Below are 12,221 nucleotides of genomic sequence, written 5' to 3' on the forward strand. Positions count from 1 at the left end.
GAGATAGACAAGAGAGGGTATTGGGGATGCCAAACAGAGGTAAAGGCAGGGAACTTCAATTATTTTTTTAAACCTAATTCCCGCAATCGCTCATCCAAAAATTCTCCGGCAGTCATGTCAACATATAATTTGGGATGATCGGCATCTACACAGCTGTCCAAACACGAAAGATTCATGTCGGCACGTGGATGCATAAAAAATGGAATCGAATAGCGGGAAGTGCCCATTTTTTCGATGGGCGGATTCACTACCCGGTGAATTGTGGACTTCAATTTATGGTTCGTAAGGCGGTCGAGCATGTCGCCCACGTTTACCACAATCTGATCCGGCAAAGCGGTAATTGCGATCCATTTTCCGTCGTGTCGCAACACTTCCAACCCTTCGGCGCTTGCGCCCATCAGCAGAGTAATGAGGTTAATATCTCCATGCGCAGCCGCCCGTACGGCTCCTTCGGGTAGTAATTCCGGATTCTGAATAGGAAAATAGTGCAGGGCCCGCAAAATACTGTCGCCGTTTTTTACCTTATCTTCAAAATACAATTCGGGCAAATTCAGGTACAGCGCGAGGGCGCGCAACAGCGTTTTGCCGGTGGTTTCAAAAGTACGGTAGACAAGTGTGGTGTAGGCCTCAAATTCGGGTAGATTATCCGGAAAAATATTGGCTGGCATTTCGCCCACAGGTTCGGGTTGCCCGATGTGGTAAAACTCCTTTAAATCAGCAACTTTGAATCCTTTGGCTGTTTCGCGACCTTTGCCGATATAGCCCCGCTGTCCAGCCAATTCCATAAATTCATACTTCTTTTTTTCTTCCTCAGGCAGGCTGAAAAACCGCTGAACCTGCTCGTACAATTGCAGGCGCATATCTTCGGTAAGTCCGTGATTTTTAATAGCAACAAAGCCGATAGTGTTAAATGCTGCACCCAAATCGGCCACAAATTTTGCTTTTACGGCGGGATCGGCCGAGGTAAAATCGCTCAAATCAAGCGAGGGAACTTCATTCATTGGTTCACTTTCCATAGATAATTTTTTATGCAAAATAGAATACAAACTATTGTTTATGCAACTGTTTTGACTTTGGATAAAATTCCTGATCGGTTGCGTTTTCTTCTGATTTATTACGCATCCCAGGTGATTTTTGCGGGGATTTCAAGTCGGAATTTACCAAAAAACTTTGTCCATTGAACATTTTCAAGTTTTTAACAGTAATTTCCATTCCGGAATTAAAGGTGCCTTAAATAAAAAAAACGTACGACCGATCCCTGAATTTGGGATAAATCATACGTTCGCAAGTAGAATTTCTGATGAAAATCAGGTAAGAATTATTTCTCAGAAATAAAATATTCCCGGTTCTTTTCAAAGAAGGTTCGAGCAGACGTATATTCCTTTCCCGTTATATTTTTGAAATCATCGGTATACGTATCTGTCCAGCCTTGTTTGATAATATAGTACAGTTCCATCAACGAATCTACCATCCATTCGGGGAGCTGATAGCTCAGCAAAGCATTGCGGGTATCGACTTCGGGAGTGTCGATATAGGAAATTTTCCTACCCATTACGTCTGAAAGAATCTCTGCCAATTCAACACTTGTGTAGGTAAGTCCCGATAACTCGTAAATCTTTCCAAGATGATCTTCGGTAGTCAGGGCAATCGCTGCTACCTCGGCCAGGTCGGCCAGGTCAAGCTGCGCCAAATGAGCATTTCCCAAAGGCAAATAGTAGGCATCCTGCGTACGAATGGTATAGCTACTTGCGGTTATAAAATTTTGTAAAAAACTATGAGGTCTGAGGATTGTGAACGGAATTCCGGAATCAATTAGCACGGCTTCGGAAGCGCCTGCCCAACGGGCCATTATGATCGAACCGTTTGGATCGGCTCCGGCTGCAGAGCTGCGGACAATGTGCCGAACGCCATTGGCTTTGGCGGCTTCCACCACGAGCGCCGTAATTTCGTCAGGATTTTGCATCAGGGGCGTAACCAGAAAAATCCGGTCTTTTCCCGCACAGGCTTCGTGCACCGTTTCGGGTTTGGTAAAATCCAGGGGTACAGGCTGAGCGTACGGGTTAACTTTGGCATGTGAGGCTTCATCACGCACACCGGCAAAAACCTGCACGTTCAGGTTGTGGAGGTGTTTCAACACTTCGGTGCCGGTAGAACCGGTAGCACCAATAACAAGAATGTTTTCCATGAGAGTAACGTTAAGTAAAGGATAGTGGTAAAAGGTTTTGGGGAGAAAATCCCAACTGCTAATTAACTGAATTATAGCTTTACTACACCTGTGTAAGCGCTAAGATTTCGGATTATTTTTTTGATTCAGTCGCTCATTATTCCCGGCAATATTTTTCTTTAAGCTCATTTTGGTACTACAAAAAGCGCGAAAAGGTCGCTTGTTATGCAGTGCTGGCATGAAGTTATTTCCTGTTTTTCATAAAAATCTTAATAAACTTGTAGGTAAATAAACCTTTACCTTGCTCTTTGCTTTAAAAAACGATGCAAATTTATATCCATACACTTTTGGCTCCGCCCCTGAGAAATCGCCTGCTGGAAGGGCTGGGAAATGGGCACACGATATTGTTCCGAGAGCCGGAAGACTCGTCGGAAACGGCCCGGGAAAAATTTACGGGCAGCCAATGGGTGCTGGGAAATCCACCGTCCGAATGGCTCAATGCAGACTCAGAAACGCTGGAATTCTGGCAGTTGGATTCTGCCGGATTCGATAAATTCAGTACGGTGAACGTTCAGGCCAAAGTGGCCAATATGGGCGATTGGTTTGCCCGGCCCTGTGCCGAAACGATTGTGGGTGGCCTCATCGCCTTTTTTAGGGGAGTGGATACGCTGACGGTTTTGAAGCAACAAAAAACGTGGGTAGGCCACGCCCTGCGGCCCCAATTGCGGTTGCTCGATGGTCAGAAAGTGGTCATTCTGGGAAGTGGTACGATTGGTAAAGCGATCAAAGAAATGCTGACCGGATTCCGCTGCGAAATATTGACGCTGGCACGCTCTTCGCCCGAGGCAGAGCTGCATACCAAAGAAGAATTGCTGGCACAACTGCCCACCGTTGATATTCTGATTAGTACCCTGCCCGGAACCGCCGACCGGTTTGTGGATCAGCAGGTGATTGACGCCATGAAGCCCGGCAGTGTGTATGCCAACGTGGGCCGGGGTAATACGACCGATGAAGCCGCGCTGATCGACGCTCTGCAACGCGGACACCTCAGCGGCGCTGTGCTCGACGTAACCGAACTGGAACCGCTGCCGGAAGATCACGTCCTGTGGACAATGCCCAATGTGGTGCTTACGCAGCATACCGGAGGCGGACAAGCCGATGAAGATAGTGGAAAAGTAGCTGTTTTTGTTCGCAATTGTCAGGCGCTTATGGAGGGAAAATCCATTGAAAATCAAATTGATCTTACCAAAGGATATTGAAATTTTAATAAAACCTAACCTACACACGTCCTAATTTTTAGCCGAAGCGCCTGCTTTGATAGATTCACTTTATGCAGAATACCATGCTTTCTACCGCCGACCGCATCCGGGAGGCCTATCTTGAAACCTTTGGAGGCACGCCCCGTTTGTTCAGATCGCCGGGACGTATCAATTTGATTGGCGAACATACCGACTACAACCACGGATTTGTACTTCCGGCGAGTGTTGATAAAGCCGTATATTTTGCCATTCAGCCCCGCACCGATTCCGTGGTTCGGTTGCTGGCGGTTGATCTAGGCGAATCGTATGAATGCACGGTTGATGCCCTCGAAAAGCCTTTGCAGGAATGGCCGCAGTATCAGCTTTCGGTGCTGGATCAGTTGCAAAAAGCCGGATATTCTATTCCGGGTTTTCAGGCAGCCTTCGGGGGTGATGTGCCCGTGGGTGCAGGAATGTCTTCGTCAGCGGCGCTGGAATGTGGGTTACTTTTTGCCCTTAATGAGGTTTTTGGCCTGGGGCTCGACCGGCTGGCAATTGTAAAAATGGCGCAGCGGGCCGAAAACGAATACGTAGGGGTCAAGTGCGGCATTATGGATCAGTTTGCGTCAGTTTTTGGGAAAGCCGAGTCGGTCATTCGGCTGGATTGCCGTTCGCTCGACTACGAATATTTCCCGTTTCCGATGGAAGAATACCTGCTTATTTTGTGCGATACGAGCGTCAAGCATTCGCTGGCAGATTCTGAATACAACACGCGCCGCCTTGAATGTGAACAGGGCGTGCAGGTACTGAGAAAGCACGATGCCACGATTGAGAGCCTTCGGGATTCTACGCCTGAGCTGGTTCGGGCGCACCAAAGCGAGATGCCCGAGGCAGTGTTTCGTCGCTCCTTGTTTATTACAGAAGAAATTCAGCGTGTACAACGAGCTTGTGAACTTTTGCTGGAAGGTAATCTGTCGGAATTTGGGCAGAAAATGTACGCCACACATGACGGCTTACAGCACGACTACGAGGTGAGCTGCGCTGAACTTGACTTTCTGGTAAACTGCACCCGCACCAATGACGATGTGCTCGGGGCGCGCATGATGGGCGGGGGCTTTGGCGGCTGCACCATCAACCTGGTAAAAAGAAGTGGTGCCGCGCTTTTTGAAGAACGCATGAAACGTGCCTATCTTGAAAAATACGGAATAGCGCTGCCGTGTTACCGAGTCACGATTACGGACGGTACGTCTGAACTAACTGATTAGCCGGGGCCGCTTGATTTTTTTACCTGTTTTATCCAAATTTTAAATAATCCTAAACCTTAGCTGCCTGTATATGAACTCCCGATTTGTAGTAAACAAAAAAAACCTGAACCGCCGCACCTCGGCCTTTTCAGGATTTGCCCTGGCTTTATTAAGCCTCCTATTAGTAAATTGTCAATCAAAAAACGAACAAAAACAAGCAATGGAGCCCACAATTACGAGGGAAGTATACGGCACCCTGGCCGATGGCCAACAGGCAGATTTATTCACACTCACCAATGCCAATGGCATGGTTGTGAAGATTACCAATTATGGTGGAATTATTACCCAATGGATGGCGCCGGACAAAAACGGTGAAATGGCCGACGTGGTTCTTGGTCTGGATTCGTTGAACAATTATGTAGAAAATAATCCATTTTTTGGCGCTTTGGTTGGCCGCTACGGTAACCGCATTGGCGGTGGTTCATTTTCGCTGGATGGACAGAAATATTCACTCGTAACCAACAACGGTCCCAATCATTTGCATGGAGGTACCAAAGGTTTTGATAAAGTGCTTTGGACGGCAGAAGAGGTGCCGGGCGATACGATTGTGGGCCTGAAACTAACCTATGTCAGCAAAGATATGGAGGAGGGCTACCCGGGTGAGTTGAAAACCGAAGTCAATTATACGTTATCAAACAGCGGGGAGCTAACGATTGATTATAAAGCTACAACCGACAAACCTACAATTGTTAACCTGACCAACCACAGCTATTTTAACTTAACGGGCATGAAACGCGACATCCTTGCCCACGAAGTTACCATCAACTCGGATAGTTTGGTAGAAGTAAACGAAACTCTGATTCCGACCGGAAAACTGATTGGCGTTTCTGCTACACCCTTTGATTTTCAGAAAGCTACGGCAATTGGTGCACGTATTGACGACACTACGCACGTACAAATCAAACATGGCGGCGGTTACGATCATTGTTGGGTCATTGAACGGGCTGACGATGCGTTGCTTAGAATTGCAACCGTGCACGAGCCCGAAAGTGGCCGGGTGCTGGAAGTTTTTACAACGGAGCCGGGCGTACAGTTTTATACCGGAAATTTTCTGAATGGTAAAGTCTCAGGTAAAGGCGTGACTTACACCAAACGCATGGGCTTTTGCCTCGAAACGGAGCATTATCCCGATTCTCCAAATCAGCCTAAATTTCCGTCGGTAGTGCTGCGGCCGGATGCTACCTACCATACCACAACGGTGTATAAACTTTCGGTTCGGGAGTAGATTCATAGGTTTTCAGCGAAGGCTGCGTATATACAATTCTTCTACTTTTTGCCTGGCCCAGGGCGTTTTTCGTAAAAATTTCAGGCTGGATTTGACACTCGGATCCAGCCTGAAACACCGAATCGGAATCATTTCCCCCATTTCTTCCCAGCCATACTCGGCTACCAAATGATTCAAAATTGCTTCCAGCGTGACGCCGTGCAGCGGATTGTTGGGTTGTTTTTCCTGCATATAAGTAGCTGTTAGATAAGTTGCATTGGTGAAAGCAAGTACGACGATTAGAAGTTCCAACGGCCGGTGTAAATTTCAACGGCATCTGTTCGCGTAACATTTCCAATGAGTGCCATGTAAGCATAAGTGAATGACCTTTTGGAGGTGATACTTGTCGTTCTTAAAATGATTCAGACAGAAAGTGGCTGAAATTTTAATAGTAACAAAATGATGAATTCAAACATTAATACCCTGCTTTAAAGTTGATTAAAAAATTTCTTAGCAACTTAAAATAAAGGGAAAGGCACCTTGAAGCGGCAGATTGTATTTCTTATTTTTGAAAAATATTTGTAAAAACACACACTATAATCTACTTGACAATCATGCAAATACGTCTTTTTCTTCCTCTCTCGATCTGCATCTTTTTCATCCAAAATAGCATAGCCCAGGTTACCCCAAAGCGTTTATTGATTTATTACGGATGGCCAAGTGTGCTTAATTCAGCAGTTCATGGAGGGAATCTGCAAAGTATTTTTGCAGATTTTGCCCAGTATCAATATGTCATTCTTGGCGACGGCTTAGAAAAAAACACGCACGGCGATCATGCCAATACAGTGGCGCTACTAAATAGCCCGCTAACAACTGCCACAACATTTTTTGGGTACATCGATGCCAGTACAACCATTCAAAACCTACCGTTATCAGAAATCGAAATTCGGGTAAATGAATGGGCAGCCATGGGGATCAACGGTATTTTTTATGATGATTTTGAATACGATTATGGGGTTAGTCGCCAGCGTATGAATACGATAATAGGCTATGCCAAAGCAAAAAATCTACCCGTATTTGTGAACGGCAATCGTCCTGAAGAAATATTTGGTGCCATAGTTCATCCTGTCTACAATCCAGCCGGGTTGCCTACGGTGCTGACAAGTACTGATTTTTATTTAAATGAAAGTTACCTGATTACGGAAGGAAACTTTCAGGATGCAGTTTTTTGGAAACAAAAGGCTGATTTATTGCGAAATTATCAGCAAAGTATTGGTTTCAAAATTATGTCTGTGACGACTAATGCGAGTTCAAATGAATTTTCTCAAACTAAATTTTTCTACAATTGGTATGGGGCTCTGCTCTATAATCACGAAGCGACCGGGTGGGGCGACTATTGGTTTTCTTCCTCAACGGGAGTTGCGCCTTTGCGAGCTGTTCCGACGATTAGCCCGGGAAGTAGTTTTTTCAATCAGCCAACGGTAGAAGGCAGCGAAGTTGTCCGCTTTACCAACAATGGAAAAATTTGGCTAAATCCTACAGCGCATAGCTTTGGTTTTATTCAGGCAGCCACCTGCCGAAGTCTGAGTTCTGGAACTTGGCACGACGCAGGCCGGTGGAGCTGTGGGAGAATCCCACTTTCGTGTGATGATGTTCAAATTGCCTCGGGAACAACCGTTACGCTTAGTTCCGCAGACGGGCAGGCGCGAACGCTAAGACAGGAGGGGACGCTCACGATCCAGAACCGTCAGATGATTTTATCTCCCCGCTGAGAAAAAGTCAGTTTACTTTGCAGGTTTCTTTATTTGAATTACCACTGTTTTGTAGGCAGGTGTGTGGCTGCCTTTGGCAACTTTTCCGATGGGAACCAACACGTTAGCTTCGGGAAAGTAAGTGGCCACGCAGCCTTGCGGAATGTCATAGGCTACCACCACGAAGGTCCGGGCCATGCGTTCTACTCCGCCATCCATATTGACAAGATCGACCACCGAGCCGGAACTGAGGTGCGCCTCCATCATATCCATCATGTTCATAAAAACCACGCGCCGTTCCTGATGAATGCCCCGGTAGCGGTCGTCCAGGCCATAGATGGTAGTATTGAACTGATCGTGGCTGCGGATAGTCATCATCAGGTACTCACCCGGTTGGCAGGCTGGAACGGTTGCCTCGGCCCGGTTAAACACAGCTTTACCTACTGATGTATTAAATTTTCCTTCCCGGGCGCCATTGGGCAGGTAAAACCCTGCTGGCCGTCGAACCTTATGATTGTACCCTTCGCATCCTGGAATCACGCGTGCAATATCGTTGCGGATGTTATCATAGTGGTGGGCGTACAACTCCCAATCTACCTTTGAGCGGGTGCCGAGGGTAGCTTTGGCCAATTCACAAATGATAACAGGTTCGCTCAGCAGCTGCTCCGAAATGGGTTTGAGCATTCCCCGTGACGCCTGTACGACTCCCATCGAATTTTCGCAGGTTATAAATTGCTCCTCTCCGGCCACGACATCGCGGTCGCTGCGGCCGAGCGTGGGTAAAATCAGCGCTTCCTGCCCGTGTACCAAATGACTGCGGTTCAGCTTGGTCGATACCTGCACGGTCAGGGCACATTGGCGCAGGCCCTGCGCGGTGTAGAGCGTGTCGGGAGTAGCGGAAAGAAAATTTCCCCCCAAAGCAAAAAACACCTTTGCTTTGCCCTGATGCATCGCATGAATGGCGTTTACGACGTCGTAGCCGTCTTTTTCGGGGACTTCAAAACCATAAACCGAGCGGATATTTTCGCGCCAAACCGGATTTACTTTTTCCCAGATTCCCATTGTGCGGTCGCCCTGCACGTTGCTGTGTCCGCGCACGGGGCAGGTGCCCGCACCGGGCTTGCCAATGCTGCCTTTTAGCAGAAGCAGATTGACCACTTCTTTGATCGTATCTACCGAGTTGGCGTGTTGGGTCAGGCCCATGGCCCAGCAAATGATTATTTTTTGTTTATGTAAAATAAGGTTGGCCAATTCACGAACCTTATCCGAATGTACCCCGCTCATGGCAACCAAAGCATCAAAATCAAGCGAACGCAGATGATCCAGAAATTCCTGACTACCGTGGGTTTTTTGTTGAATAAAATCCAGGTCAAACACACTGCCGGGAGCTTTGTCTTCTTCATCCAGTAGAAGTCGCTCTACCGCCTGAATCAGCGCCATGTCTCCGTTGGTGCGGATTTGAATGTACAAATCCGTAAGTGAGCTATCGATGTTTAACAAACCCCGGACCGTTTGTGGATTGTTGAAACCGATGAGACCGGCTTCGGGAAGAGGATTGATGGCCACGATTTTGGCGCCATTGCGTTTGCCTTTTTGCAGGGCGGTCATCATGCGGGGATGGTTGGTGCCTGGATTTTGACCGATCACTAAAATCACCTCGGCTTCATAAAAATCATCCAGCGTCACGCTGCCTTTGCCGATACCCAATGATTCGTTGAGCGCCAGTCCGCTGGACTCGTGGCACATGTTGGAGCAGTCGGGCAAATTATTGGTACCGTACTCCCGAACAAACAGCTGATACAAAAAAGCCGCTTCGTTGCTCGTACGACCGGAGGTATAAAAAATCGCTTCATCCGGAGAATCAAGGGCTTGCAGATGCCGGCCTATTTTTTGAAAAGCATCCTGCCAGCCAATCGGACGATAGTGCGTGGCGCCCTGGGCTAAATACATGGGCTGAGAAATGCGGCCTTTTTTACCTATTTCAAAATCTGATAATTGCGAAAGATCGTAAACCGAATGTTCTGCAAAAAAGTCGGTCCCAAGCGCTTTTTGGGTGGCTTCTTCGGCCAGCGCTTTGGCACCGTTTTCACAGTACTCAGCCACGGGCGAGCGGTGTTCATCAGGATCGGGCCACGCGCAGCTTGGACAATCAAAGCCGCCTTTTTGATTCATTTTTAACAAAGCCTTATTTCCCCGGACTACGCCTGCTTCTTCAATGACCATTCGTAAGCTGATGCCCACGGCGGTTAGTCCGGCGGCTACGGCCTTGCGTCCTTCAACTTGCAGGCCGGTCAATTTTTCAGGATTTTCAGCAGATGGTGTCATGGCAATTGCGACTCGTTAAAGGTAAAGAATACGTTCATTTCCTGAATATACATTGAAGCGTTCATTTCGTAAAAAACCGACAAGCGTCATGTGTTGTTCCTGCGCCAGCGTAACCGCCATTGACGAAGGCGCACCCACGGCAGCGACAAACGAAATGCCCGCCATAGCTGCTTTCTGAATCAACTCAAAACCTGCCCGTCCACTCAGCAATAATATTTTGGAAGAAAGAGGCAATAGGTTGTTTGTCAGGGCATAACCTATCAGTTTATCAACCGCGTTATGTCGGCCAATGTCCTCACGGACTATCGCCAATCGACCGTCAGGTTCCAGCAGAGCAGCCGCGTGAAGACCGCCAGTGGTTGCAAAATCGGTTTGATTTTCGGATAAAATCTCAGGGAATCTCGTGAGAAGTTTTGCCTCAATGCTCCACGAAGGAGCATTAAAATCTGAAACAGCAACCGGCTGACGAACTGCCGCAAGCGACGATTTGCCGCAAATGCCACAACCCGAAGCGGCATACACATGTCGTTCAAAATCGGTGGGATCAAAGGCAACGTCTTCATGCAGCAGAAAAGTCATGCAGTCGGGCGCTTCCTGCACCGTGCCGATGACCTGATCTTTATGGCTGATAATGCCCTCCGAAAACAGAAAACCCAGCCCCAACTCGTCGTCGTGGCCAGGCGTACGCATACTGACTGACAAGCTTTTGTGCAGCAACGACATTCCGTAGCGAATCCCTATTTCAAGTGGCTCCTCAACTGTCAGCAGGTCGTTCGTGCCGAAGGATTGCCCGGACTTGTAGCGGGTAATGTGTACCTGTTGCGTGGAGGACATAAGGCTATCAGTCAGTTTATTCTATTTTTTCTTACCGCTGCGCTTAATCGGTCGGCCATACTTTTGCATTTTTTCCTGCGCAATGTTCCGGCGTATGTTTACCTTTTTGTTTTTATCAATTTTTTCATGAAAAGCCGGTCCTACATCTTCTCTCTTTGGGGCTTTAACCAGCACATTTTTCATGTGAATTTTCGGTAACTCATCTTCAGTCAGCACTTCCGAAAGAATGACACCCTCGGGCAGCGGATGTAAAGGGAGCGCCTGACCCATGAATTCCTCAATCTGTTCTACAAATGCTTTTTCCGCTTCGGTCATAAAACTAATCGCAATGCCACTTTTGTCGGCCCGCCCGGTCCGGCCAATGCGGTGGATGTAGTTTTGGGGCTCGTCCGGAATATCAAAATTAACCACGTGCGACACGTCCGTCAGATCAATGCCCCGCGCCATTATATCCGTTGAAACGAGCAAAAGCAGCTCGCCATTTCCAAAACGTGATACGGTTGTAAACCGGTTATTTTGCGCTTTATTGGAATGAATCACGCCCACCTGATCCGGAAAACGCGCCTCCATTTCTTCGCCTACCTGATTGGCCAAATGCTTGGTACTGACAAAAACCAGCACTTTGGACATAGACAAATCTTTGGTTACCAGGAATTTCAGCAGGTTTATTTTGGAATAAAAATTAGGAACTTCATACCCCACCTGTTCAATATTTTCCAAAGGAGTGCCCATCGATGCGGCCTCAATTCGCTCTGGAGCATTAAAATAGGTATCCATCAATGTTTCTACCTCGGCGGTCATTGTGGCGGAAAAAAGTAAATTTTGCCTTTTTTGAGGAATAGCGTCCAAAACCAACTTCAACTGCGTCCGAAATCCCAAATTGAGCATTTCGTCTACTTCGTCAATTACCAATTTTTTTATGGCCTTGGTTTTCAGTGACTTATTTAAAATAAGGTCAATCAAACGCCCCGGCGTTGCGACCACCACGTCGGCACCTTCGGCGAGTTCTGCCATTTGAACTTTGATGTTTCCGCCGCCGTACACGCCTACCGCCCGCAGGTTCATGTATTTGCCCAGCGCCTGAATGCTTTCAAGCACCTGTACCACCAACTCACGGGTTGGAACAATGATCAATTGCTGCGGAAGGCGATCTTTTGAAAAAGTCCACTGCCGAAGGCAGGGTAATAGATAAGCGAGGGTTTTTCCGGTGCCGGTTTGGGCCAGTCCGCACACGTCTTTGCCGGACATCATGACCGAAAAAACTTTTTCCTGAATAGGTGTGGGCGTTACAAACCCCATATCGTTCAGGGCGTTGCGCAGGGGATTGGTTAAATTTAGTTCGTCGAAAGTCATGAATATAATACGTATAAAGCACCGAAAAAGGTGCCCGAAAATAGAACG

At 47.5% G+C, this 12,221-nt stretch carries 10 protein-coding genes; 4 read left to right on the forward strand and 6 right to left on the reverse strand.

The window, feature by feature from the left end:
- Positions 1 to 59 precede the first annotated feature (59 nt).
- Together EZE20_RS03555 and EZE20_RS03560 are read right to left on the reverse strand one after the other, a co-directional pair.
- Entirely contained in the window at positions 60 to 1,016 is a 957-nt protein-coding gene (locus EZE20_RS03555) for an isopenicillin N synthase family dioxygenase (RefSeq protein WP_132114566.1), read from the reverse strand.
- A 302-nt stretch (positions 1,017 to 1,318) separates the two neighbouring features.
- A complete protein-coding gene (locus EZE20_RS03560; protein ID WP_132114568.1) occupies positions 1,319 to 2,185 on the reverse strand; it encodes an SDR family oxidoreductase in 867 nt (288 codons plus the stop codon).
- Between the two features lie 302 nt (positions 2,186 to 2,487).
- Here EZE20_RS03560 and EZE20_RS03565 point away from each other — a divergent pair, with 302 nt between their 5' ends.
- The 3 genes from EZE20_RS03565 (at position 2,488) to EZE20_RS03575 (ending at position 5,931) form a co-directional block, all read left to right on the forward strand.
- Positions 2,488 to 3,423: a D-2-hydroxyacid dehydrogenase gene (locus EZE20_RS03565; RefSeq protein WP_132114570.1), complete on the forward strand. Its 936-nt coding sequence runs from the start codon at positions 2,488 to 2,490 to the stop codon at positions 3,421 to 3,423.
- 71 nt (positions 3,424 to 3,494) lie between these two features.
- Complete coding sequence (gene galK / locus EZE20_RS03570) at positions 3,495 to 4,667, forward strand: galactokinase (RefSeq protein ID WP_132114572.1); 1,173 nt, start codon at positions 3,495 to 3,497, stop codon at positions 4,665 to 4,667.
- Positions 4,668 to 4,737: 70 nt separating this feature from the next.
- Positions 4,738 to 5,931, forward strand: coding sequence for an aldose epimerase family protein (locus EZE20_RS03575; RefSeq protein WP_132114574.1), 1,194 nt, complete (start codon positions 4,738 to 4,740; stop codon positions 5,929 to 5,931).
- A gap of 12 nt (positions 5,932 to 5,943) precedes the next feature.
- Here EZE20_RS03575 and EZE20_RS03580 read toward each other — a convergent pair whose 3' ends face one another.
- Positions 5,944 to 6,162, reverse strand: a complete 219-nt coding sequence (locus EZE20_RS03580) for a VF530 family protein (RefSeq protein ID WP_132114576.1) — start codon at positions 6,160 to 6,162, stop codon at positions 5,944 to 5,946.
- A 362-nt stretch (positions 6,163 to 6,524) separates the two neighbouring features.
- Between EZE20_RS03580 and EZE20_RS03585 the strand changes: the two genes are divergently transcribed.
- Positions 6,525 to 7,682 carry a hypothetical protein gene (locus tag EZE20_RS03585; protein ID WP_207104697.1) on the forward strand — a complete coding sequence of 386 codons (1,158 nt, stop codon included), beginning with the start codon at positions 6,525 to 6,527 and terminating at the stop codon, positions 7,680 to 7,682.
- A 12-nt stretch (positions 7,683 to 7,694) separates the two neighbouring features.
- On the opposite strand, the gene EZE20_RS03590 is transcribed toward EZE20_RS03585, so the two are convergent.
- Genes EZE20_RS03590 through EZE20_RS03600 form a run of 3 tightly spaced genes read right to left on the reverse strand, consistent with a single transcriptional unit; the run spans position 7,695 to position 12,173 of the window.
- Positions 7,695 to 9,986, reverse strand: coding sequence for an FdhF/YdeP family oxidoreductase (locus tag EZE20_RS03590; RefSeq protein ID WP_132114579.1), 2,292 nt, complete (start codon positions 9,984 to 9,986; stop codon positions 7,695 to 7,697).
- A gap of 15 nt (positions 9,987 to 10,001) precedes the next feature.
- Positions 10,002 to 10,820, reverse strand: coding sequence for a formate dehydrogenase accessory sulfurtransferase FdhD (fdhD, locus tag EZE20_RS03595; protein WP_132114581.1), 819 nt, complete (start codon positions 10,818 to 10,820; stop codon positions 10,002 to 10,004).
- A gap of 21 nt (positions 10,821 to 10,841) precedes the next feature.
- On the reverse strand, positions 10,842 to 12,173 hold the full coding sequence (locus EZE20_RS03600) for a DEAD/DEAH box helicase (protein ID WP_132114584.1): 1,332 nt from the start codon (positions 12,171 to 12,173) through the stop codon (positions 10,842 to 10,844).
- Positions 12,174 to 12,221: the final 48 nt, after the last annotated feature.

This window comes from Arundinibacter roseus (genome assembly GCF_004348825.1).
Taxonomy (GTDB): domain Bacteria; phylum Bacteroidota; class Bacteroidia; order Cytophagales; family Spirosomataceae; genus Arundinibacter; species Arundinibacter roseus.